General features: G+C 61.8%; 25 protein-coding genes and 1 tRNA gene. 4 read left to right on the top strand and 22 right to left on the bottom strand.

Features of this window, described 5'->3' with window-relative positions:
* Positions 1–7: 7 nt before the first annotated feature.
* The 9 genes from A3728_RS00300 to A3728_RS00260 all read right to left on the bottom strand — a co-directional run bounded on the left by A3728_RS00300 (position 8) and on the right by A3728_RS00260 (position 7,681).
* Complete coding sequence (locus A3728_RS00300) at positions 8–226, bottom strand: hypothetical protein (RefSeq protein ID WP_067919178.1); 219 nt, start codon at positions 224–226, stop codon at positions 8–10.
* 53 nt (positions 227–279) lie between these two features.
* Complete coding sequence (locus A3728_RS00295; protein ID WP_067919176.1) at positions 280–1,059, bottom strand: succinate dehydrogenase iron-sulfur subunit; 780 nt, start codon at positions 1,057–1,059, stop codon at positions 280–282.
* A 9-nt stretch (positions 1,060–1,068) separates the two neighbouring features.
* Positions 1,069–1,398: a hypothetical protein gene (locus A3728_RS00290; protein ID WP_067919174.1), complete on the bottom strand. Its 330-nt coding sequence runs from the start codon at positions 1,396–1,398 to the stop codon at positions 1,069–1,071.
* 4 nt (positions 1,399–1,402) lie between these two features.
* Positions 1,403–3,208, bottom strand: a complete 1,806-nt coding sequence (gene sdhA, locus A3728_RS00285) for a succinate dehydrogenase flavoprotein subunit (RefSeq protein ID WP_067919172.1) — start codon at positions 3,206–3,208, stop codon at positions 1,403–1,405.
* 51 nt (positions 3,209–3,259) lie between these two features.
* Positions 3,260–3,631, bottom strand: coding sequence for a succinate dehydrogenase, hydrophobic membrane anchor protein (locus tag A3728_RS00280; RefSeq protein WP_067919171.1), 372 nt, complete (start codon positions 3,629–3,631; stop codon positions 3,260–3,262).
* A 10-nt stretch (positions 3,632–3,641) separates the two neighbouring features.
* Positions 3,642–4,025 carry a succinate dehydrogenase, cytochrome b556 subunit gene (gene sdhC / locus A3728_RS00275; protein ID WP_067919169.1) on the bottom strand — a complete coding sequence of 128 codons (384 nt, stop codon included), beginning with the start codon at positions 4,023–4,025 and terminating at the stop codon, positions 3,642–3,644.
* A gap of 160 nt (positions 4,026–4,185) precedes the next feature.
* On the bottom strand, positions 4,186–4,866 hold the full coding sequence (locus tag A3728_RS00270) for a DUF1194 domain-containing protein (protein WP_236628228.1): 681 nt from the start codon (positions 4,864–4,866) through the stop codon (positions 4,186–4,188).
* 44 nt (positions 4,867–4,910) lie between these two features.
* Positions 4,911–5,561 (bottom strand): YjbF family lipoprotein, encoded by a 651-nt coding sequence (locus A3728_RS00265; RefSeq protein WP_067919167.1) that lies wholly within the window; start codon positions 5,559–5,561, stop codon positions 4,911–4,913.
* On the bottom strand, positions 5,558–7,681 hold the full coding sequence (locus A3728_RS00260; RefSeq protein WP_236628227.1) for a YjbH domain-containing protein: 2,124 nt from the start codon (positions 7,679–7,681) through the stop codon (positions 5,558–5,560). Before A3728_RS00260 ends, A3728_RS00265 begins: the two co-directional genes overlap by 4 nt.
* A 448-nt stretch (positions 7,682–8,129) precedes the next feature.
* Between A3728_RS00260 and A3728_RS00255 the strand changes: the two genes are divergently transcribed.
* Complete coding sequence (locus A3728_RS00255) at positions 8,130–8,912, top strand: ZIP family metal transporter (RefSeq protein WP_067919165.1); 783 nt, start codon at positions 8,130–8,132, stop codon at positions 8,910–8,912.
* 119 nt (positions 8,913–9,031) lie between these two features.
* Positions 9,032–9,343: a hypothetical protein gene (locus A3728_RS00250; protein WP_236628226.1), complete on the top strand. Its 312-nt coding sequence runs from the start codon at positions 9,032–9,034 to the stop codon at positions 9,341–9,343.
* 21 nt (positions 9,344–9,364) lie between these two features.
* On the opposite strand, the gene A3728_RS00245 is transcribed toward A3728_RS00250, so the two are convergent.
* The 10 genes from A3728_RS00245 to A3728_RS00200 form a co-directional block, all read right to left on the bottom strand.
* On the bottom strand, positions 9,365–10,021 hold the full coding sequence (locus A3728_RS00245; protein WP_067919163.1) for a L,D-transpeptidase: 657 nt from the start codon (positions 10,019–10,021) through the stop codon (positions 9,365–9,367).
* Positions 10,022–10,225: 204 nt separating this feature from the next.
* The gene (locus A3728_RS00240; protein WP_067919161.1) at positions 10,226–10,894 is read right to left on the bottom strand and encodes a DUF3047 domain-containing protein; all 669 of its coding nucleotides are present in this window, start codon (positions 10,892–10,894) and stop codon (positions 10,226–10,228) included.
* 39 nt (positions 10,895–10,933) lie between these two features.
* On the bottom strand, positions 10,934–11,326 hold the full coding sequence (gene cueR / locus A3728_RS00235) for a Cu(I)-responsive transcriptional regulator (RefSeq protein WP_067919159.1): 393 nt from the start codon (positions 11,324–11,326) through the stop codon (positions 10,934–10,936).
* A gap of 9 nt (positions 11,327–11,335) precedes the next feature.
* Entirely contained in the window at positions 11,336–13,852 is a 2,517-nt protein-coding gene (locus A3728_RS00230) for a heavy metal translocating P-type ATPase (RefSeq protein ID WP_067919156.1), read from the bottom strand.
* Positions 13,853–14,149: 297 nt separating this feature from the next.
* A tRNA-Phe gene (locus A3728_RS00225) sits at positions 14,150–14,224 on the bottom strand.
* A 105-nt stretch (positions 14,225–14,329) separates the two neighbouring features.
* Positions 14,330–14,521, bottom strand: coding sequence for a DNA gyrase inhibitor YacG (locus tag A3728_RS00220; protein ID WP_067919154.1), 192 nt, complete (start codon positions 14,519–14,521; stop codon positions 14,330–14,332).
* A complete protein-coding gene (locus A3728_RS00215; protein WP_067919153.1) occupies positions 14,518–15,540 on the bottom strand; it encodes a ribonuclease E/G in 1,023 nt (340 codons plus the stop codon). Before A3728_RS00215 ends, A3728_RS00220 begins: the two co-directional genes overlap by 4 nt.
* Positions 15,537–16,112 carry a Maf family protein gene (locus A3728_RS00210; RefSeq protein WP_067919150.1) on the bottom strand — a complete coding sequence of 192 codons (576 nt, stop codon included), beginning with the start codon at positions 16,110–16,112 and terminating at the stop codon, positions 15,537–15,539. Before A3728_RS00210 ends, A3728_RS00215 begins: the two co-directional genes overlap by 4 nt.
* Before the next feature lie 4 nt (positions 16,113–16,116).
* Entirely contained in the window at positions 16,117–16,335 is a 219-nt protein-coding gene (gene infA / locus A3728_RS00205) for a translation initiation factor IF-1 (RefSeq protein ID WP_005978431.1), read from the bottom strand.
* A gap of 81 nt (positions 16,336–16,416) precedes the next feature.
* Entirely contained in the window at positions 16,417–17,292 is an 876-nt protein-coding gene (locus A3728_RS00200; protein ID WP_067919147.1) for a carbon-nitrogen hydrolase family protein, read from the bottom strand.
* A gap of 95 nt (positions 17,293–17,387) precedes the next feature.
* On the opposite strand from A3728_RS00200, the gene A3728_RS00195 reads away from it, so the two are divergent.
* Positions 17,388–18,119 (top strand): NAD-dependent deacylase, encoded by a 732-nt coding sequence (locus A3728_RS00195; protein ID WP_067919146.1) that lies wholly within the window; start codon positions 17,388–17,390, stop codon positions 18,117–18,119.
* A gap of 120 nt (positions 18,120–18,239) precedes the next feature.
* On the opposite strand, the gene rpmB is transcribed toward A3728_RS00195, so the two are convergent.
* On the bottom strand, positions 18,240–18,539 hold the full coding sequence (gene rpmB / locus A3728_RS00190; RefSeq protein ID WP_067919144.1) for a 50S ribosomal protein L28: 300 nt from the start codon (positions 18,537–18,539) through the stop codon (positions 18,240–18,242).
* Positions 18,540–18,735: 196 nt separating this feature from the next.
* Here rpmB and A3728_RS00185 point away from each other — a divergent pair, with 196 nt between their 5' ends.
* Positions 18,736–19,425, top strand: coding sequence for a CDP-alcohol phosphatidyltransferase family protein (locus A3728_RS00185; RefSeq protein ID WP_443069381.1), 690 nt, complete (start codon positions 18,736–18,738; stop codon positions 19,423–19,425).
* A 21-nt stretch (positions 19,426–19,446) separates the two neighbouring features.
* On the opposite strand, the gene A3728_RS00180 is transcribed toward A3728_RS00185, so the two are convergent.
* Together A3728_RS00180 and ileS are read right to left on the bottom strand one after the other, a co-directional pair.
* Positions 19,447–19,713: a DUF3253 domain-containing protein gene (locus A3728_RS00180; RefSeq protein ID WP_236628185.1), complete on the bottom strand. Its 267-nt coding sequence runs from the start codon at positions 19,711–19,713 to the stop codon at positions 19,447–19,449.
* Entirely contained in the window at positions 19,691–22,597 is a 2,907-nt protein-coding gene (ileS, locus tag A3728_RS00175; protein ID WP_067919138.1) for an isoleucine--tRNA ligase, read from the bottom strand. The genes A3728_RS00180 and ileS overlap by 23 nt, the downstream gene beginning before the upstream one ends.
* Positions 22,598–22,739 lie beyond the last annotated feature (142 nt).

The following is a 22,739-nucleotide window of genomic DNA, read 5'->3' as shown; positions in this document are numbered from 1 at the left end:
CGAGTGTTCAAAGCGGCGGTGGCCGCAACGTCGATTTGCAGGTATCGGGCGGGCCCGGATTGGCGGTAAAGGCCTCTGCCCCGCAGGTGACACAGCGGTACATGCGCAGGTTGCCCTTGTCGCCGGTTGCGTCCTTGCGCCACCGGCAATTGCGTGTCGCCCGGTGGCGCCGGGTATAGAGCGCCACCAGAATGAAGGCGATCAGCACGCCCGCGAGGATGAGCATCGGCGTCCGCTCCCCTTCAGCAGGTGCGACAGGCGGTCATGCAGGAACGGATGCTAGACCGCGCGTTCGACAAGCAGCTTCTTGATGTTCTGGATGGCCTTCGCCGGGTTCAACCCCTTGGGGCAGGTCCGTGCGCAGTTCATGATCGTATGGCAGCGGTACAGCTTGAAAGGATCTTCCAGATCGTCCAGCCGCTCCCCCGTCGCCTCATCCCGGCTGTCGATGATCCAGCGATAGGCATGCAGCAGCGCGGCCGGTCCAAGGTAACGATCCCCGTTCCACCAGTAGCTGGGGCAGGAGGTCGAGCAGCAGGCACACATGATGCATTCATAAAGACCGTCGAGCTTCGCCCGGTCCTCGATCGACTGCTTCCATTCCTTGGCGGGCGCAGGCGTTTCGGTGGCAAGCCAGGGTTCGATACTGGCGTGCTGGGCGTAGAAATGGGTGAGGTCCGGGATCAGGTCCTTCACCACCGGCATATGCGGCAGCGGATAGATCTTTACCGTGCCGTTCACCTCTTCAACCCCGTAGGTGCAGGCCAGCGTATTGATCCCGTCGATGTTCATCGCGCAGGACCCGCAGATGCCTTCGCGGCAGGACCGCCGGAACGTCAGCGTCGGGTCGATCTCATTCTTGATCTTGATGAGCGCGTCCAGAATCATCGGACCGCAGGTGTCCATATCGACGAAATAGGTGTCGAGCGCAGGGTTCTTCCCGTCGTCGGGATTCCAGCGATAGATGTGGAATTCGCGGACGTTGGTGGCCCCCTCGGGCTTCGGCCACGTCTTGCCGCTGGTCATGCGGGAGTTCTTGGGAAGGGTCAGCTGAACCATCGGTATCTCCTAGGTCAGACCCCGCGCCAGCGCGGCGGAGGTCAGGCATTGCTGGGTTTCGGGACGCGACAGAACCTCGCGGGCCACGGCTGCCGTATCGTCGGTGACGCCGACGACGGCGGCACGGGCAAATTCGCGCAACTCGAGCGCACCGGCATTGTCGATGATGCAATCCGTGAAGGGCGTGATCAGCGGCTGCGGCACCTGCGGGAAGCGGGTGGCCAATGTCTCTGCCACCGCGCCCTTTGCCGTCTGGCGGGCGGTGTTGTCGACAGCCGTCTGAACCTGATCGCAAGCGGTCAGGCCCAGGGTGAGGGTCAGAAGGATCACGTAACGCATGGGATCAATACACCCGCGCCTTGGGGGCGATCTTTTTCAGGTCGATGCCGCCGTCATTGTGGCTCGTCAAGGGCTGGGTATGAACGCCGCGATAGCCCAGAGACGCCTCGTTCCCCTTGAACCAGACGAGGCTGTGCTTGCGCCAGTTCTCGTCATCGCGTTCGGGATAATCCTCATGCGCATGCGCGCCCCGGCTTTCCTTACGCGCCGCGGCGGCGGTGATCGTGGCCACCGCGTTGGGCATCAGGTTGGTCAGTTCCAGCGTTTCCATGAGGTCGGAGTTCCAGACCAGCGACTTGTCCGTGACCTTCAGGTCCGAAAGCTTTCCGGCCACTTCGACCATCTTCTCGCGGCCCTCTTCCAGCGTCTTGTCGGTGCGGAAAACGGCGGCGTCCTGCTGCATCGTTTTCTGCATTTCCAGCCGCAGGTCCGCGGTGGGCACATGTCCCTTGGCATAGCGCAGCCCGTCGAACCGGCTGAAGGCCGCATCGACGGAACGCTGGTTCGCCGTGGGTACCGGTGCTTCGGCATCTACCACTTCCTTGGCACGGATGGCCGCCGCCCGTCCGAACACCACAAGGTCGATGAGGCTGTTGGACCCCAGACGGTTCGCCCCGTGCACGGAGGCGCAGCCTGCCTCGCCCACGGCCATCAGACCGGGCGTCACGTTGTCGGGCTTGTCGTCCGTGGGGGCGAGCACTTCACCCCAGTAATTCGTTGGGATTCCGCCCATGTTGTAATGCACGGTCGGCAGCACCGGAATCGGCTCCTTTGTCAGGTCCACCCCGGCAAAGATCCGGGCGCTCTCGCTGATGCCGGGCAGGCGCAGGTCCAGCGTTTCCGGCGGCAGGTGGTTAAGGTGCAGATGGATGTGATCCTTGTTCTCGCCCACCCCGCGGCCTTCGCGGATCTCCATCGTCATGCATCGGCTGACAACGTCCCGCGATGCGAGATCCTTGTAGGTCGGCGCATAACGCTCCATGAAACGCTCGCCTTCGGAGTTGGTGAGGTATCCGCCCTCGCCGCGCGCCCCTTCGGTGATGAGGCAACCGGCACCGTAGATCCCTGTAGGGTGGAACTGAACGAACTCCATATCCTGCAGGGGAAGTCCTGCCCGGGCGGTCATGCCGCCCCCGTCACCGGTGCAGGTATGCGCCGAAGTGGCGGAGAAATAGGCGCGCCCGTACCCGCCGGTCGCAAGCACCGTCATCTTGGCGGTAAACAGATGCATGGTGCCGTCTTCCAGCTTCCAGCACAGCACGCCCTGGCAGACACCGTCGTCCGACATGATCAGGTCGATGGCGAAATACTCGATGAAGAACTCGGCCTTCTGCTTCAGCGACTGACCGTAGAGCGTGTGCAGAATGGCGTGGCCTGTCCGGTCCGCGGCGGCGCAGGTCCGCTGCACCGGGGGGCCTTCGCCGAATTCGGTGGTATGACCGCCGAAGGGGCGCTGATAGATTTTGCCCTCTTCGGTCCGGCTGAACGGCACGCCGTAGTGTTCCAGTTCATACACGGCCTTGGGCGCTTCACGGGCGAGGTATTCCATCGCGTCCGTATCGCCCAGCCAGTCCGACCCCTTCACGGTGTCGTACATATGCCATTGCCAGTTGTCGGGGCCCATATTGCTGAGCGAGGCGGCGATGCCCCCTTGCGCTGCCACGGTATGCGACCGCGTCGGAAACACCTTTGAGATACAGGCGGTGCGCAACCCCTGCTCGGCCATCCCTAGCGTCGCGCGCAGACCGGCGCCCCCTGCCCCTACGACGACAACGTCGTATTCATGGGTTTCATAATCATAAGCAGCCATGTTTCGGTCTCCCGTAGGACGAATTATTGAACGGTCCGCAGAAGGACCACGTCAAAGCGCCAGCCGCGCAATGGCGAAAATGCCCACCCCGGCGGCGCCGTAGGACAGGACGCGCACGACAATCAGGGTGATTTTGCCCGCGATCCCATGCACGTAATCTTCGATCATGATCTGGGCACCGTCGGCGAAATGCTTGAAGCCCACCGCCAGCGTAAGGGCCGCGACGATCGCGGGGAACGGGCGCGCATAATAGGCAAGGATTTCTTCGTAGCTTCCACCAAGTGCCGGACCGAAGGTGAAAACGAATAGCGGGATCAGTACCAGCAGGGCCGCCGAGCTTAGCGTCATGTGCCAGTGATGCTCCGTTCCCGATTTTGCAGAACCGAGGCCCTCGGCCCGTTTGCGGTCAGTCAAATAGCGCATGTGCAGTTCCTCAGACGATGATGATGGTCAGAATGGTCAGCACGACCGACCCGCCAAGGCAGGACCACCCGAGGATATAAGCCGGGCCAAGGTCGAGCCCAACGCCCTGATCCCAGATCAGATGCCGTATCCCGGCGAGGGTGTGATACCAAAGCCCGAGCACCGAAAGCGTCATCACCAGATCGCCGAACCACCCGGTGAGAATTCCGTCAACCGTCTCAAAATAGTCGAGGTTCGTCGCCGCAGCGAGAAACCACCAGACAATCAGCAGGGCCGTGATGCCCATCGCATTCCCTGTGATCCGCGTAAGGATGGAGGTGATCGACGTCAGCTGGGGTCTGTAAATCGACATATGAGGGGACAGGGGCCGGTTGCCCCGGTTCACATCGGCCATGACGGTATCCTTTCATAGGTTACATTCTTGATAGCGTTTTTTATGGCAGTGTCACGGGGCCAACCGCGAAGGATGCGCGGTTTATTGGCGCAGAACCGCAGAATATCCGATTAAACAGAAGATTTCGCACCTGGTGTGATCACATGAGAAATTACTGTGATCACGGATTTCCCAGCATACTCACCTGTTTGGCCGTTTCCCGCTGGAGCTTCCGCCTGATCTGCGCCGGATAGTCTTCGAATCCATCCGCGGTAACGACGAAAGCCCCCTCCCCGAGGATGACATTCTCGAAAAACCATGCGGTCAAATCGGTCTCATCAGTTTCGATGGCGACCGCATTCACCACGACCCCGGCCTGCGCCAGTGCCCCCCGCACGGCCAGGGGCGGGACACCCTCATTGGATATACCGTCCCCGGAAATATCCAGCACAAGGCGCTGGCAATGAGCTACTTCTTTCAAAGCCTGAAGCGCCAGGTCCATAACCTCGCCCACGGCGGTCGAGAAATTGCGCCAGAGCCGATCGTCACCTGCGATGGCGTCGGCGAAACGATCTACCGCCTGCTGGTCGGCCATCACAGTCCAGGGTAATGTCTGGCGCTGCCGGGAAATGCCCGACCATTGTATGAGCGTCACCTGAGCCTGCTGGCTCACCAGCGCCTCGGCCACGATACCGTCACGCAACGCCTCCGCCAGCCCTTCCATTTGGATGCGATACTCCTGCCGGTCCACGGAGCCGGAAACATCCACAGCAAGCACCAACCCCAACCCGCAAGCCGCCAATGGCCCCGGCAGGCCAGACAGAACCAATAGGAATAGAAAGCGCCACATGCCGGAAAGCATAGCGCCCTTGCCGGTCCCGTACAGAAAAAGGACCGGCAGAGGCGTTAGCGGAAGTTGTAAACCACCCGGACGTCCAGCTCGCCCAGTTCTTCCCCCGTCCACTGGCGGGAGCGGACGATGAGATCGGAGCGGGTATCGACCCAATAGGTGTTTTGGAACGAGTCATCCAACCCGGCGCACGTCTCCACCATCTTAAGGGTCGAAGCGGGGCCATTGTCCAACTGGATCGTGGCTGGCCCTTCGGACCGGATCGTGCACCGATAGGCCTGCAATTCTGCCCGATCGTTCCCATCAAGCCGGGTGTGTATACGGTCAGCGACACCATTACGCCCGCTCAGGACCAGAGCGGCACTTTCGCTGACATCGGAAGCGAGCAGACCCGCGCCAATACCCCGAGTGCCATGCAGAAGACCCCGATCAAAGGTCAGCGCAACCCCATCGCTGCCCAACCAGCTTTCAATCGAGCCCTGTTTGCTTTCGAGCAGAAAGCCCCCCTTCAGAGAGCTCCGCACCAAAGTTGCCTGAAGGGCGTAGGGTTGCGGCATCTGCAACAGGGGCGCAAATCGCGGAAACGGCCCCGAAGCCTGTGTTGAAGGTTCGTCCAGAAACACATTGAGCGCACGCGCCGCGAGCTGACTTTCCCCGCACGCTCCAAGAGCGAACAGGGACAGCATGGCAATCGATTTACGGATCATCGCAGGTATCTCCCCCAGCCGTCACGCAGTTCCTTACCCCGTTCGTCGCGTACATAGCCGAACAGCCGGTTGTTCACGTTCAACCGCGCGCCGCCGTCCCGCAGGATCGGCCGGATCGTTTCGCTGAGTGTGGTTTTCGATGGTTTACCCGTGAACCAGGACAATGGAACCTCGAACTTCAAACCCTTGTCGAAGGAGCCTTCTCCGAATTGGTCGAAGGGTACATCCGTCAAGGTGAAGAAACCGCCGAGGGTGAATCCGTTGTTGAATTCCCGTGCGAGAGAGAAGGTCGCCCCCCAGTCCCCTGCGAGATAGCGCCCGGCGTCGACCTGACCCACGAAACCATTTCCAAAATCGTAATAGGCAGAAGCATGGCCGGTCAGAACATCGTAATCGCGGAAGCCGAACAAGATGTCGTATTCCCGCTTCTTCGCATAATTCGCCTCGACCCCCAAAGCGAGGCGACTGTTCACCGGATACCAAAGCAATTCAGCCGACACGCCGCCATACATGTTTTCGAGGTAGCCCGCAGTTGTCCGGGCAAAGAGGTTCTCACCCGGTCGCCAGATATATTCCGCCGTCAATGTATTGAGTTCGAGATCGGATTCCCGCGCGTAAAGCACCGCGTCCGTCCGGACCGCCGGCAATTGGGAATTGGACAACCGCACAGAATCTTCGATATTTCCAGCAATCGGATAGCGCAGCCGCCCCGAAAAATTCAGACCCGGCAGCGGCTTATACGAAAACTTTAGCTGGGGGCCTACATCCACCCGGATGGGCTGATCTGGATCGAAGAAGGAATAGGCCGCATAGGGTGACAGCGAATAATCGAACCGCGGAAAGGTCTCTTGGAGTTCCCCCTGACGCCCAAGGCCTGCCGCATCCTGAATGTCCGCCCGCGCAAAGGTGCGCCACGCCCCGTCATAATCGTACTGAAATTCTTCCAGATCGGACCGCTGCGTCACGACACGACTGTTCGGTACGCCATCCTTTTGAAAGACGACGCGAAACTCTTCGACCTCCGGCGGCAGAGTTTCCGCCATGATCCGCGCCGCGCGACCAGCGGCCTGAGCCTCCACGTCCCACCGCTGGTTCTCGATACGGATCGTGGCGGAGCGTGCCCCCGGGATATAGCCCTGCAGTTCGAGACCTTCGTTCTCCAACCGGGAGCGAAGAACACGTGTAACGGCCGCGACACCCCCGCCGGCAGCGGAATTATTCCAATCCGCAACCGCCAACCGCGCCCGCGACCCTACCGGCACCGGCGCCAGTTCAAGCCCACCCGGAATCGACCGCTTTGCGGGGTTGATAACATAGCTCAGCTGCGCACCGATCTCGTTCCCGCCGACCACGAAACCCTTGAGGTCCACGCCATTCTTGAAGCGATAAAGCAGGCCTACGTTGAGGGGGGTGGTGATGTCAGCGATCCCTGCATTTGTTTCGAACGCATATAAATCAGGCGAATATTCCGCAGTCAAACTTAGCTGGTCATTGACCCTGTAAGATAACCCGCCGAAGAGCGACACTGGTCCTCTGAACCAATCCCCGGTCTCGAGCTGGCCTCCCCGGCCTGAGAAACCCGGACTCCTATTGTCAAAGCGATCACCGAATACGCTCAGAGGGTTGTCGAAAGAATTTCTACCGGCCAATCGCCCCCACCCGATACCGCCAGTAACCTGCACCCTGGAACCGAAACTCTTGGTTGCCACAAAGTATTCGCTACTGAAGATACCTGTGCCCAAAAAATCGCGCAGTCCGATCGCTAGGGCCGGACGAAGGCGACCCTCATCAGCCAGTTGGAAATGAATATCAAAACTGCGATCGTAGTTTGTAACATAGCTGTACCGGAAAGTTCCGTAGACCCGCGGAAGCACTTGAAACGTGACGTTGTAGCGTTCGGTGGAACCAAGCTTTGTCGCATTGAAAGCGAGGGCACCGCCATAGAACACTTGAGCGGTGGGCAGTTCCACAAGGCCCGGGGTGCCATAGGTTGACAAAGGGGGTGTGGTGGATTGCGGGTATACCGCTGTTGCCATCCCTGCCGCCGTAGCAACTGCAAGCATAAACCCGAGGTACGGTGCCTTCTGACGACCATCTGCCGAAACCGTTTTGGACTTCATATTATTATACGCCTCGCACCAACTTTACTGACCGACCCGGACAACCGTCGGTAATGAACCACCGCTAGAAGCGATCATTTCCCGGCGAAGTACAGTAAAATCTGTGCTACACCCTCCCGTCTTGCATAGGCTGCATAATGGACCTGAGCAAGCGACAAGGTCCCCTAGCAGTCTCTGGTTCAGTTCGTTCCAATTGGACTGCTGCGTACTAGCAACGCCATAGGGTGGCGGCGTATTGGTCTCAAGGTACAGCTCGGGCCTGTATCCTAAAAAATGGATGGTCCGCCCGCTCACTCGGAGCTCCGTCCCTTTCTGCCAACCGACAAATCACCGCCACTCTCCCCGCGCAATTGCTTTGCAATCGTCAGCGCATTGTTTTCTAAGGCTTCTCATAGAGGAACGGACACATTCGTATCCTTCCGAAACGAGGCAGGGCCAACCAGACGGAATGGAAACACTTTCGCCGATGATGCTCGGGTTTCTCGGAAGCCTGGCTGCGGGGTCGCTTACGGCGGTGGGCGCGGTACCCGTGCTATTCGGGTCAAAACCGTCCCGTGCCACCCGCGACCTGCTTCTCGGCTTCGCGGCAGGCATCATGCTGGCGGCCTCCTTTTTCTCACTCATCATTCCGGCACTCGACGCCGCCGAAGAGGACTTCGCCAGCGGATATGCACCGGCGGCGATCGTCTGTATCGCAATCCTTCTCGGGATGGGGGCCGTCGCCCTGATGAATGAAAAACTGCCGCATGAGCACTTCGGGTCGGGGCGCGAGGGGCCGGATAGCGCGTCGCTCCGGCGGGTCTGGCTTTTCATCATCGCCATCACGATCCACAACTTTCCCGAAGGTCTCGCTGTCGGCGTTGGCTTCGGGTCGGGCGGTCTGGCGGACGGGTTGCCGCTTGCGCTCGGCATCGGCCTTCAGAACGCGCCTGAGGGGCTCGCGGTGGCCGTCTCACTGCTGGGTGAAGGGTACTCGCGGCGGCGGGCATGGGCCATTGCTGCCCTGACCGGGCTGGCCGAACCCGCAGGCGGGTTACTTGGTGCCGGCGTGGTCAGCATTTCCGAACCGCTGCTGCCATGGGGGCTCGCCTTCGCGGCGGGTGCGATGCTTTATGTCATCAGCCATGAGATCATTCCCGAAACCCATCGCTCAGGCCACCAGCGACGCGCGACGCTCGGCCTCGCCATCGGCCTCGTCATCATGCTGTTTCTGGATGTATCGCTGGGGTGAAGCGGTCTTACCTGCTGCCCCACGGCCACAATTATGACCTTGCCACACGGCTTGCAACTTGTCGCGGGTCCGCCCCTGTGACAAGTTGCGCCGTACCCCCGGAAATGACAGAGGCATTGATGCACAAAAGAACGATCACCGCAGGCGCCGCGCTGCTTTTCGCCGCCGGCTGCGCGATACCCTCGGCCGAATTTACCGATGGCCCACCGCCCGTGGAAAAGACGGCGTTGGAAACATTGACCGAAGTCGGGAACATCCCGGAATCGGTCGTCCGCCTTGCCGCCCCCGACCAAGATCTTTCGACCGCGCGTTTCATGGTTGAAGATGGGTGTTACTGGTATGAACACAGCGGTCCCGTCGAAGTGACGCTCGTACCGCTGCGTTCGGAAGGCGGAAGCCCCATTTGCCTCAAAGGCTACGTGGACGCCTGATGCGCCCCCGGTACCGCGCGGTCAGCTGCGCGGTACGAGACTATCCTCAGCCGAATAGAGATAAGCCGTCGAGCCGGTCTTCACGTTGGGATAGAGCATGTTGATATGCGCCATCACCATCCGGACGCAGCCTGAACTGACCCGGCCGCCGATGCTTTCGGGCTCCGGCGTGCCGTGGATCCGCAGGTAGGTATCGCGGTTGCCCACATAGAGATAGAGCGCACGCGAGCCCAGCGGATTTTCCGGACCCGGGTCCACACCATCCGCGAATTCGCCGTAAAGATCGGGATCGCGGTTCAGCATGTTCTGGGTCGGCGTCCAGCCGGGCCACTGCACTTTGCGCTTGATGGTATAGGTTCCCGGCTCGTAAAGATTGCCGCGGGCGATGGCGACGCCGTAGCGCATCGCGGTTCCGCCTTCTTCGATGTGATAGACATAACGGGCAACCGCATCCACATGGACGTCTCCCGGCTTCAGGCTATCCTTCGCGGCCACGCGTTGCGGCAGGAAGCGGGGGTGCAGCCCCCACGGGTTCGTGGTCGCCGGATCGAAGTTCGGCGGCGTGACCTGCGCGTCCCAAGCGTCTTTTTGGGCACGTGTCGCGGCGAGCAGTGGTGTCGCCAGCGGTACGGAAAACAGCGCGGTTGTTGTTTGGATGAAATGGCGTCTTGTCAGCATTGGTACTTATCCCTTCATGAACTCGACAGCAGTATTGGCCGCGTCCCCGGATGCCGTCCTTTATCTGGGGGTTAACGCCCGAACCCGCTACAGGTTCGGCAAAACTTTTTCGTGGTGCTTTTCGGCAACAGGGCGGCTGCGGTGCTGCCAGCCAAGCAACGGGTCATCATCATAGATTCCCTTACACCGGGTTCCAGCCGCGTATTACTGAACGCGTAGATCGGAAATCGAAGCCCGGATGAAACCATCGGTGTCATCGCTGTCTGCCGTCACTGCAAGCCCTACCAACACCCGCGCGCTGTCACCGAAAGCGGCCTTGAAATCCCTATCCAGATCGACCTGCTCTTCAAAGGAACCGTTGGCGTCAATGCGCAGGATCTTCGTCTTCAGCCCATCCGAATACGGGCTGTTGAGCAGCTGGCCCGGTGCGTGGTCCCCGCCCCAGACATAGACGAGTCCCCGGGTCGCGGGATCGCGCAGCAGCTTGGTCGCCGAGACTTGACCCATGTTGGCCGCCGTCTGCGGATCGACGAAGACGAAATAGAGCGCGAGGTTGCGGTCATCACCGCCCCGTTTGGTCAGATCGGTAGGGGTGACGCCTTCGGTCACGCTCCATTGCCAGCGTGCCTTGCGGGCGTCGGCCAGCCCATCATCCACGGGGCGCCAAAGCACGGAAACCGTGCCGTCGGAAACCACCTCAAGGCTTCGGCCCTTGGTTTCGTAATCATTGGTAAAGAGTCTGAGCAACCCCTGCTCCCGCCATTTGCCGTCAAAGGAAATGGTCTGCTCCTGGGCCACCGCGGCCCCCGCTCCCGCTCCCGCTCCGATAGAAAGGATCAGCGCGAGCGCCGTCATCGACTGTTTCTTCACCATGTGGTTCTCCTTTGTATGAAGCACCCGGACCGCGGCCCTTTATTGTAGTGCGGCCGACAGGTCTTCGAGAATGGGGCAATCGGGCCTGTGATCTCCGCGGCATTCCTCGATCAGATGCGCAAGGGTGGCGCGCATGGATTCAAGTTGTGCGATCTTCGCATCGATCTGTACAAGATGTTCCTGCGCCACCTGCTTGACCTGCGCGCTTTCCCGCTCAGTATCTTCATAAAGCGCAAGCAGCGTGCGGCAATCCTCGATCGAGAAACCGAGCGCCCGGGCCCGTCCGAGAAAGGCGAGCTTGTGCAGATCACGGTCCCGGAATTCACGGTATCCGTTGGCGCTGCGCATGGGCCGGATAAGGCCGATATCCTCGTAATAGCGGATCGTCTTCGGCGGCAGACCCGCCCGTTCCGCGACTTCTCCGATGTTCATGTTACACTCCTATTCGGCGGGTTGATCTGAAAAGCTGCGCAGGCTCGCGCCCCCGGCGGGCCGGGACGGCTCCGCCATGGACGGGGCGAGCCTGCGCAGACGCAACGCATTCGTCAGCACGGACACGGACGACAGCGCCATGGCACCCGCCGCAAAGACCGGAGACAGCAACAACCCGAACGCGGGATACAGCACCCCGGCAGCCACGGGGATAAGCGCCACGTTATAAGCGAAGGCCCAGCCGAGGTTCTGACGAATGTTGCGCATCGTAGCGCGGGAAACGGTTGTTGCGTTCACCACGCCGCGCAGATCGCCCGACATCAGCACTACGTCAGCGCTTTCGATGGCGATGTCCGTCCCCGTACCGATGGCGATGCCCACATCCGCATGGGCGAGCGCCGGCGCATCGTTGATGCCGTCCCCGACAAAGGCGATCTTGCGACCGTCCTGCCGCAACCGTTCGAGTGCGGACACCTTGCCGTCGGGCAACACGCCGGCCACCACATCGTCAATGCCGGTTTCATCCGCGATGGCCCGCGCGGTCTGTTCCTTGTCCCCGGTGATCATCACAACCTTCAAGCCCATGTCATGCAGCGCCGCAAGCGCCGCGCGGCTGGACGCCTTGACCGGGTCCGAGACAGCGATGACCGCCGCAAGGTCCCCATCCACAGCAGCGTAAAGAGCGGTCTTGCCGCGCTCGGCCAGCCGGTTCTCCTCCTCCAGCAGCGTCTTGGTGGGGATGCCTTCCCGCTCCATCAGCCGGTCGGCCCCGACGAGCACCTGCCGCCCGTCGACGATCGCCGATACGCCGTAACCGGTAAGGGAGGTGAAGGCGGATGGCTCCGCCAGCGACAGACCTTCCGCCTGCGCCGCCTCAACGATGGCCTCAGCAATGGGATGCTCCGACCGCGCCTCTACCGAAGCAACGAGCCGCAACACGTCTTCCCGGGCGAACCCCTCGGCGAGATGCAGATCGGTAAGCTTCGGCTTGCCTTCGGTCACCGTCCCGGTCTTGTCGACCGCCACGACGTCGATCTCGCTCAGGGCCTGCAGCGCATCACCGCGCCGGAAAAGAACGCCCATCTCGGCGGCCCGCCCGGTCCCCACCATAATAGAGGTGGGAGTCGCCAGCCCCATGGCACAGGGGCAGGCGATGATCAGCACGGAAACACCGGCAATCAACGCGAAGCTGAGCGCGGGATCAGGCCCGAAGAAGAGCCAGACAAGGACCGTCAGCGTCGCAAAGAGCAGAACCGCCGGCACGAACCAGAGCGTAATTCGATCCACCAGCCCCTGAATGGGAAGCTTCGCGCCCTGCGCTTCTTCCACCATGCGGATGATCTGGGCGAGCGCAGTTTCCGAACCGACACGGGTGGCCCTGAAAGTCAGGCTGCCCGATCCGTTCACGGTGCCGCCGGTCACGGCGTCGCCGTCTGCCTTCGAAACCGGCAATGGCTCCCCGGTGATCATGCTTTCATCAACATGGCTGGACCCCTCGGTCACAATACCGTCCACCGGTAGCCGTTCGCCGGGGCGCACCAGCAGCAAGTCACCCCGCTGCAGCGCGTCGATGGAAACTTCCTGCGGCTGACCGTCGACCAATACACGCGCGGTACGGGGCTGTAGCCCCAGAAGCTTCTGAATGGCCGCACCGGTACGGCCCTTTGCGCGCGCCTCAAGCCAGCGCCCCAGAAGGATCAGCACGACGATGACAGCCGCCGCTTCGAAATAGACCGCGCCCATCCCGTCCGGCAGCAAACCGGGCAGGAAAGTGGCGACGACAGAGAAGACCCATGCCGCACCCGTACCCAGCGCCACGAGGCTGTTCATATCGGGCGCCCCACGGGCCAACGCCGGCAACCCCTTGGCAAAGAACTGCCGACCCGGTCCGAACAGAACAGCCGTCGTCAGCAGGAACTGAATGACCCAGGATGTCTGCATACCGATGCTGCGTTCGATCATCCCGTGGAAGCCGGGCACCAGATGCGCGCCCATTTCCAGAACGAAGACCGGCACGGTCAAGGCGGCGGCAATAAGTGTCCGCCGCGCCTGCGCGCGCGCCTCACCCGCCTTGCGCTCGCCCTGGGTCTCGCTAGAGACCCCGCCGCGGACCTTGGCGGCATAACCCGCCTCGGTGATCGCACGGGCGATTTCTTCGGGGGTGGTCGCCCCCTCGATATAAGAAACGTTGGCCGTTTCGGCGGCGAGGTTCACACTCGCCTCCAACACGCCCGGCACATTGGCCAACACCCGTTCGACCCGGCCAACGCAGGAAGCGCAACTCATCGAAGACACGTCCAGCGTAACATTCACGTGGCGGGCGGGATAACCCGCTGCCGCAAGCGCCCCTGCCGCGTCGGTCACCCGTTCGGGGGCATTCACCCGAAAGGTGGCGGTTTCCGCGGCAAGGTTGACCGAAACGTCATCAACACCCGGCACCCCCGCAAGCGCCTTGTCCACCCGCCCCACGCAAGAGGCGCAGCTCATCCCTTCGACGGAAAATTTTACAGTCTGGAAACCGGACATGATCCTATCCTTTTATCGAATACAAATGCCAGATAGTCCTTCCAGTGACTGGAAGCTCAAGCCCCTTGTACGAGATTTTTTGGAGTAGGGGAGGTTGCGGTCATGCAGAGGGGTGCCGCGCTGGTGGCCTACGCTACGCCTTCGGGAGGGGTACACGGCGAATAGGCAGATGGGCGGGGGGCTATTGACGGACAAAATCATGGCCCAATCGAGACAGATAGCGAGACACTGAGAGACAAATCAGAGACAACAGGCCGAAAAAGACCGAGCGTCTTCCTCTGACATTTTTGGCAAAAATGGTGCCCGGGGGCGGAATCGAACCACCGACACGAGGATTTTCAATCCACTGCTCTACCCCTGAGCTACCCGGGCACGGGAGGCCACCTAAGTGGTCGGGTGAGCGGGTTCTAGGAGGTCTCGGGCGGGGTGTCCAGCCTCTTTTTGGGCCTTTCCTGCGGGGTCAGACGACAGCGCCGGTCAGTGTGGCTTTTCGTCCGTTTCGCGGGCCTGAAGCGCGGCGTCTAGCGCGGCTTCGATGTCTTCGGGATCGGTTGACGGGGTGCTGTAGGCACCGTTGAGCCAACGGGCGAGGTCGAGGTCCGCGCAGCGGCGTGAGCAGAAGGGGCGGTAGGCTTTTTGCGCCGGTTTATGGCAGATCGGACAGCTCAAGGCGCGGTCTCTGCCAGCGGCTGGCGGGTTCGTTTGCGCTGGAGTTCGAAATGGCCGAGGGGCGTCCAGCCGACGAGGGCGGTTTCGATATCTTCGCCGCGCAGCGCCTGCCGCAGCGCGCTTTCGAATGCCCGGCGATCCTTCTTCGGCATAGGGGCGAGATCGAGCGTGATCTGCCCGCCCAGCCCCCGCACACGCAACGCCCGAGGCAAATTGCGCGCGCACGCCAGGTTGGCCTTCAGGCCCGCGGCGAGCGACGCATCGCTGCCGGTGTTGACGTCGACGGCGACCAGCGCCCGGGTCGGCTCCACGAAAAAGGACGCCCCATTGCCGAGCGGAACTTCTGTTCCGCGGGCGGCGTCGATCTCGTCCAGCACACCCAGCTCTTCGAAGCCACCGGGATCGGTGACAACTTCGGCTGGCGCGGTCCAATCCCGCCAGGCCAGCACATGCGGGCCGTCACCTTCCGTCAGGGTTTCCATGCCGGTATCTTCATCGCCCAGAACGGTATCCGCAAGCCTTAGCATCGCGGTAATGTCTTCGGCGATATCTTCGCCCTCGGCCCCCGCACAGGAGGAGCGTAGGATCAAGCCATGCGCTGTCTCTCCGGCGGCCTCATGGGCGAGCTCCAGCAATCTGTCGCGCTCCGCTTCATCCTTGATAGCGCGCGAAATGTTCAGGCCGGGTGCATCGGGTGTAACGATCGCGTAGCGGCTCTTGAACAGGAGTTTCTGGGTGACGGGAATGGCCTTGCCCCGTTCGGCATAACCGCTGACCTGCACCAGAAGCGCCTGCCCGGGGGCGAGCCCCTTTACCTGCCGCAAAAAGGCAGGGCCGTCCGGGGTCTTGAGGAACATGCCCCCCTGCCCCTTCACCGGTCGGTCCGCGATGGCGCGATAGACCGTGCCCGGGCGCGGGGCGTCCCCGTCGATCAGCAGATCCTCCAGCTTCCCGTCGACAAGAAGGGCTGCAGCCTCGGCATTGCCAAGGTGATCCAGAACGATCGTGCGCCCCTTCATTGCGGTCTCCCCCATGTCGCCACGCCGGCTGCTTCGAGAAGCCCGGCAGTCTCAGCCAGGGGTAGCCCCACGATCCCCGTGAAAGAACCGGAAATCCATGGGATCAACGCGCCGGCGGGTCCTTGAATACCGTAGCCGCCTGCTTTGCCCTGCCAATCGCCGGTCGCCAGATAGCCGCGCAGCTCATTATCGCTCAGGACTTTCATTTGCACTGTGCTCTGTACGTCGCGCTCCCAGACATCCTCGCCTCGCTTGACGCAGACCGCCGTGATCACCTTGTGCCGACGTCCGGACATCAGACGCAGAAAACGTTCCGCCTCCGCCGCGTCTTCCGGTTTGCCGAGGATACGCCGACCCAAGGCCACGGTGGTGTCGGCACAGAGCACGATATCATCTGCAGTACATGGAACCGCGGCGGCCTTTTCACGGGCCATCCGCGCGCAGTAGGGACGGGGAAGTTCCTGTTTCAGCGGGCTTTCGTCGATGTCCGGCGCCCGGATCTCATCCGGCACGACGCCGATCTGCGCCAGCAATTCCTTGCGGCGCGGACTGCCGGACCCCAAGATGAACAAGAGGTTACTTGAACCGATAGTTGATCCGACCCTTGGTCAGATCGTAGGGGGTCATTTCGACCTGCACCTTGTCGCCTGCCAGAACGCGGATGCGGTTCTTGCGCATCTTGCCTGCCGTATGCGCGATGATCTCATGGCCGTTTTCAAGCTCGACCCTGAATGTCGCGTTCGGCAGGAGTTCCTTCACGACACCGGGAAATTCGAGCGTATCTTCCTTGGCCATGGTTTCTCCTTCTACCTATCCGCCCTCGGACTCGGGGCGCAGGCCTAGATGGGCACATTTAAGGGGTATTTCAAGTGCGATTCAACGCAAGGTGACGTTTATCGCCGTCCCGTCACGGCCGGTCTGGTCGGCCCAGTGGTCCCGGTTGAGCACGACCCCCTCTGCCCTGACATGAGCAACCTGCGCAAGGTCCACTTCGGCAAAGGTCCAGCCGGGCACACAGATATCGCCTGCGGCCAGCACGCCGGTTTCGGGAAATCCCGTGTCGGGCGGGCAGAAAATGCCGCCCGCGCCAAAGGAATCCCCCAGCGCGTCGGACCATGACGCCGGTCCGACAACCGAAGACATCGCGGTAACGCACTGATTTTCCAACGCACGCGCCATCGAGCCGATGCGCACGCGCCAGTATCCCGCCATGGCTTCCGTCACGCTGGGCACGCAGATGATATCGCAATCACGCAGGGCCCGCCCCAAGAGGGGAAATTCGCTGTCATAGCAGATCAGAATGCCGATGCGGCCCAGTTCGGTATCAAAGACCTGCAGTGGCCCGCCGCCGATAACGCCCCATTCCTCCCGCTCGAAACGGGTCATGATCTGCTTGTCCTGCACACCGATCTTGCCCGAGGGTGTGATCAGCCGGGCGCGGTTGACCGGTCTTTCCGTCGTGGCTGCAGGCCCTGAGGCGGCGACGATATGAACGCCATGTTCAGCCGCGAGCCTAAAGTGCAGCGCATTGGCATCCGCCATACGGTCCGACACTGCGTAGAGCGATGCTTCGAAATCACCGGCGACTTCCTGTCCCGCCAACGTGGCAAGCTCCATCGCGCCGTATTCAGGAAAGACGAGCAAATCCGCGCCCTCCCTGGCAGCCTCCCCCACCCAGCCGGACAGCTTGTCTTCGTAGTGCGACCAGCTTTGCAGCACGTCGAGCGGATAGGCGGCAGTTGCGATTTTCATGAAAGCCTCCGGCGGAAAACGGTGCGTGGGGCGGCGCTTGCACGCTCCGGTACTTGCTGGTTGAATTGCATGGAACCGGGCGGAAAGGCAATCGGATGAGCAGGATCGTGATACTGACGGGCGCGGGCATTTCCGCCGAAAGCGGGTTGGAAACCTTCCGGGCGGAAGATGGGCTCTGGGCGCAGCACCGGGTGGAGGATGTCGCCACCCCCGAAGGCTATGCGCGCGACCCCGAAACGGTCATCGCCTTTTACAACACCCGCCGCGCTCAGGCGGCAAAGGCGGAACCCAATGCGGCACACCGCGCACTCGCCCGTCTGGAGGAGGCTTTCCCCGGGGAGGTGCTGGTCGTCACGCAGAACGTGGATGATCTGCATGAACGGGGCGGCTCCCGCGCTGTCATCCACATGCACGGAAGCCTGAAATCAGCCCTCTGCGCCACCTGCGGGCACCGCTGGGAAGCCCCCTCGGTCATGAAGGTGGGCGACGCCTGCCCCCGCTGCGCACAGCCCACCGCCCGGCCCGATATCGTCTGGTTCGGTGAGATGCCCTACCGGATGGAAGAGATATTCGATCATCTGTCAGAGGCGGAGGTTTTCGCCTCCATCGGCACGTCCGGCAATGTATACCCGGCGGCGGGCTTCGTCTCCGAGGCGCGGCGCGCCGGGGCCCATACCATCGAATTCAACCTCGAACGGTCCGTGATCGGCAACCAGTTCGCGGAGCATCGCACCGGCCCCGCATCGCAGACGGTTGCCCGCTGGGTGGAAGAACTGACCGGCAAGGCACAGGGCACGGTAGCGTCCCGAACCGACCTGCCGTTCTAGCCCTCCTGCCCGCCTGCGTTCCCCCTCGCCCTACTGCCCAGACATGGCGACGGGAACAAAGAAAAACCCCGGCTGAAACCAGCCGGGGCTATCGAAATTTTCAAGCGCGGGAGGCGCCTATCAGGAAAGCACTTCGGCTTCGCTGCCCGACTTCTCAATCGCCTTCTTGACCTTCAGCGCGTTGGCGGAAAGATCAGCGTCCTTCGCCTTGGCGAGGTACTTGTCCAGCCCGCCGCGGTGATCGACGCTGCGCAGCGCGGAAGCCGAAATGCGGAACTTGAAGCTGCGACCCAGTGCTTCGGACTGCAGGGTCACGTCGTTCAGGTTGGGCAAGAACCGCCGGCGTGTGCGGTTGTTGGCGTGGCTTACGTTGTTGCCCGTCATCGGGCCTTTTCCGGTCAATTCGCAGCGGCGCGACATGGGTTTATCCTTTTGCTATCGCCACTTGCCGGCGATCCGGGCAATGGCGCAGGGGGGCCGCGCACGGCGACCCTGAATTCGTCCGCTGGCTTTAGTGGGAATCGCCGCAGTCGTCAACCCGGACAGGCAGCGCCACGCGTGCTTTTCCTTTTGCATACCGGCGGCGGATTTGCGATGCAGGCACATGTCAAAAGAAATGTCCGCTCTCTTCGTCCATCTGTTCACCGCGACAGGCGCAGTCTTCGCGATGCTGGCGATGCTCGCTGCCGTCAATCTGGACTGGAGCATGATGTTCCTGTGGCTGGTCATCGCCTTCTTCGTGGACGGGATCGACGGACCGCTGGCGCGAAAATACGACGTCAAACAATATGCGCCGGAATTCGATGGCGTTCTGCTCGACCTCATCATCGACTACCTCACCTACGTCTTCATCCCGGCCTTTGCCCTGTTCGAATCCGGGCTGATGGACGGCTGGAGCGGTTGGGTGATGATCATCATCATCACCTTCGCCAGTGCGCTTTATTTTGCCGATACCCGGATGAAGACAAAGGACAATTCCTTTTCCGGCTTTCCCGGCTGCTGGAACATGCTCGTGCTGGTGCTCTTCGCGCTGAAGCCCGAATGGTGGATCAGCCTCATCCTTGTGACCTTCCTTGCGATCACGATGTTCCTGCCTTTGAAATTCGTCCACCCGGTCCGGACGGAGCGTTGGCGGGCAGTGACATTGCCAATGGCGCTGGCCTGGACGTTCTTTGCCGGCTGGGCCGCATGGGTCGATTTCCATCCGCAAAGCTGGGCGCATTGGGGTCTGGTCGTGACCTCGATCTACCTGATCTTCGCCGGCATCGCCCAACAAATCATTCCGCCGCGCGACGCTACCGCCTGAACGCTATCGCTCTGCCCGGTGTCATGGGCGCCGTTCATCCTGTGGAAGCCGCAGGCGTATCGGCCCGCTGGCCTCTTCGGGGTCCACGTCGGCATCGCCCTGCGTAACGCGTAAACGCCCGTCGCGCATCATCTCGCCCGCGGCGGCCCGGACCTCATCCATCAACCCGCGCCAGTCGTCCGCCAGCACCCGCGCGACCTCGGAGGGGCAGATGCTCTTGCCGGGACCGCGCGCCGAAAGCTGGCGCGCGATCTCTTGGGCAATCTCACTCCGAGACGGCGTCGTCACAGCGTTTGCACAGGCCGGGATGCTCATGCGTGCCAACGTCCGGCAGGATCTTCCAGCAGCGCTGGCATTTATCGCCCTGCGCCTTCTCGAAGACCACGCCGATCCCCGGCACCTCGCTCAGGCGGAACGCCTCCGCCGGGGCGGGATCTTGCGTCAGCTGCACGTCGGAGGTAATGCAGATATCCGCGAAGGGCACGTCGCGCAGGGCGTCAAGAGTCCCCCCATCCTCCACATGCACGATCGGCGCCGCTTCGAGCGATGATCCGATAACCTTTTCCGTCCGCTGCACTTCCAGCGCAGCCGTCACCACGCGCCGGGCACGGCGGATCGCCGTCCATTTCGCCGCCAGTTCACCGTTCAGCCAGTGCTTCGGAGTCTCGGGAATATCCACAAGATGCACGGAGCTGTCGTCCCCAGGGAAGCGGTCGAGCCACACCTCCTCCATCGTGAAGACGAGGATCGGCGCGAGCCAGGTCGTCAGACGGTGGAACAGGATGTCGAGCACCGTCCGCGCGGCCCGGCGCTGCACCGTGTCGCCATCGCAATAAAGCACGTCCTTGCGGATATCGAAGTAGAAGGCCGACAGGTCGAGCGTGGCAAAGGTGAAGATCGCCTGAAAGACCCCTTGGAAATCGTAGCGGGCATAGCCTTCGCGCACCGTCTTGTCCAACTCCGCCAGCCGGTGCAGCACGAAGCGTTCAAGCTCGGGCATGTCCTCGGGGGCGATGCGGTCATCTTCGCTGTAGTCGGAAAGCGCCCCCAGCATGTATCGCATGGTGTTGCGGAGCCGGCGATAGCTGTCGGCAACCCCCTTGAGGATTTCGGGCCCGATGCGCTGATCGGCTGTATAGTCGGTCTGCGCCACCCAGAGCCGCAGGATATCGGCGCCATACTGTTTGACGATCTGGTCGGGCACGATGGTGTTCCCGATGGATTTGGACATTTTCATGCCCTTCTCGTCCAGCGTGAAGCCGTGGGTCACCACGTTGCGATAGGGCGCACGCCCCATTGTGCCCACCGACTGCAACAGGGATGAATGGAACCAGCCCCGATGCTGATCGGTGCCCTCCATGTAGACATCCGCGATGCCGTCTTCGGACCCGTCCTCCCGGTCGCGCAGAACGAAGGCATGGGTGGAGCCGGAATCGAACCAGACATCGAGAATGTCGAAGATCTGTTCGTACGCCTCGGGGTCCACGATACCGCTCAGGAACCGGTCCTTGGCACCGTCTTCGTACCAGACATCCGCGCCCTCGGCCTCGAAGGCCTCGACGATACGCGCGTTGACCTCTTCGTTGCGCAGAAGGAAATCCTCATCCGTCGGCAGGGCGCCTTTCTTCACGAAACAGGTCAGGGGCACGCCCCAGGCCCGCTGCCGCGACAACACCCAGTCAGGGCGCGCTTCCATCATCGAATAGAGCCGGTTGCGACCGGACCGGGGCACCCAGTTCACGTTGTCGATCTCTGTCAGCGCCCGTTCACGGATCGTCTTGCCGTGCATGTCCAGCCCGTCGCCCACGGGTTTGTCGATGGCGGCGAACCACTGGGCGGTGTTGCGGTAGATGACCGGCGCCTTGGAGCGCCAGGAATGCGGGTAGGAGTGTTTGATCTTACCCCGCGCGAGCAGCCCGCCAACCTCTGCCAGCTTGTCGATCACCGCGGCGTTGGCATTGCCCTCCTTGCCATTGGGCTTCAGGATCGCCTTCCCGCCGAAGAACGGCAGATCGTCCCGGAAACGGCCGTCTTCCATGACGTTGTAGGTGATCACCTCGCCCAGCATGCCAAGGTCACGGTAAAGCTCGTATTCCTCCAGACCGTGGGAGGGCGCGCAATGGACAAACCCGGTTCCTTCGGTGTCCGTCACGAAATCGGCGGCGCGGAAATCGCGCAACCCGTCCCATTCGCCCTTGCCGCCGTCGACACCTGCGAGCGGATGCATCAACTGCAGGCCCTGCAACGCCTCCGCCGGGACATCGCGCACCCGCTTCCACTGGCCCTCTTCAAGCCGGGCGCGCGCGAATACGTCAGCGGCGAGGTTATCGGCCAGCAAATAGCGCTGCCCCACCTCGGCCCAGCATTCGTCGGGCGTGCCGGTAACCTCATAGAGCCCGTAGGAAATACCCTCGCCGTAAACGACCGCCTTGTTCGAAGGCATCGTCCATGGGGTCGTCGTCCAGATAACGACATGGGCACCAGCCAGTTCGCTTTCACCCACGACCTTGAACTTCACCCAGATCGTGAAGCTTTCCTTGTCATGATACTCGACCTCCGCCTCGGCCAGCGCGGTCTTTTCCACAGGCGACCACATAACGGGCTTGGAGCCCTGATAAAGCGTGCCGTTCATGAGGAACTTCATGAACTCCTCGGCGATCACGCGCTCGGCGTGGAAATCCATGGTCAGATAGGGATCGCCCCAGTTCCCGGTGATCCCCAGCCGCTTGAACTCCTCGCGCTGCACATCGACCCATGAGGCCGCGAACTGGCGGCACTCAGCGCGGAATTCGTTGACGGGGACCTGATCCTTGTCCCGGCCCTTCTTGCGGTACTGCTCCTCGATCTTCCATTCGATGGGCAAGCCGTGGCAGTCCCACCCGGGGATATAACGCGCATCCCGTCCCATCATCTGATGGCTGCGCACGATCATGTCCTTGATCGTCTTGTTCAGCGCGTGGCCGATATGAAGGTTGCCGTTCGCATAAGGAGGCCCGTCATGCAGGGTGAAGGGCTCCCGCCCCTTTTTCTCCCGCAGCCGGTCATAGACGCCGATCCGCTCCCAACGCTCCAGCCAGCCCGGCTCGCGGTTGGGCAATCCGGCCCGCATGGGGAAATCCGTCTTCGGCAGGTTCAGCGTATTTTTATAGTCGGGGGGCGTGTCGGCGCACATGGGGAGCGTCCTTCGGCAAAGTGGAAATGTTCAGAAAAACGGACGGCGCGTCATCTGCGCGCCCGGACCCGGCGCAACCTGAATTCAGGGCGCCGGCTTGCTAATTCGAATGAGTGTCGCGGCAAGACGGGTCATGCGGCGC

This window comes from Sulfitobacter sp. HI0040, from assembly GCF_001634885.1.
GTDB lineage: Bacteria > Pseudomonadota > Alphaproteobacteria > Rhodobacterales > Rhodobacteraceae > Sulfitobacter.
This window is presented reverse-complemented; position numbering and strand designations above follow the sequence as displayed.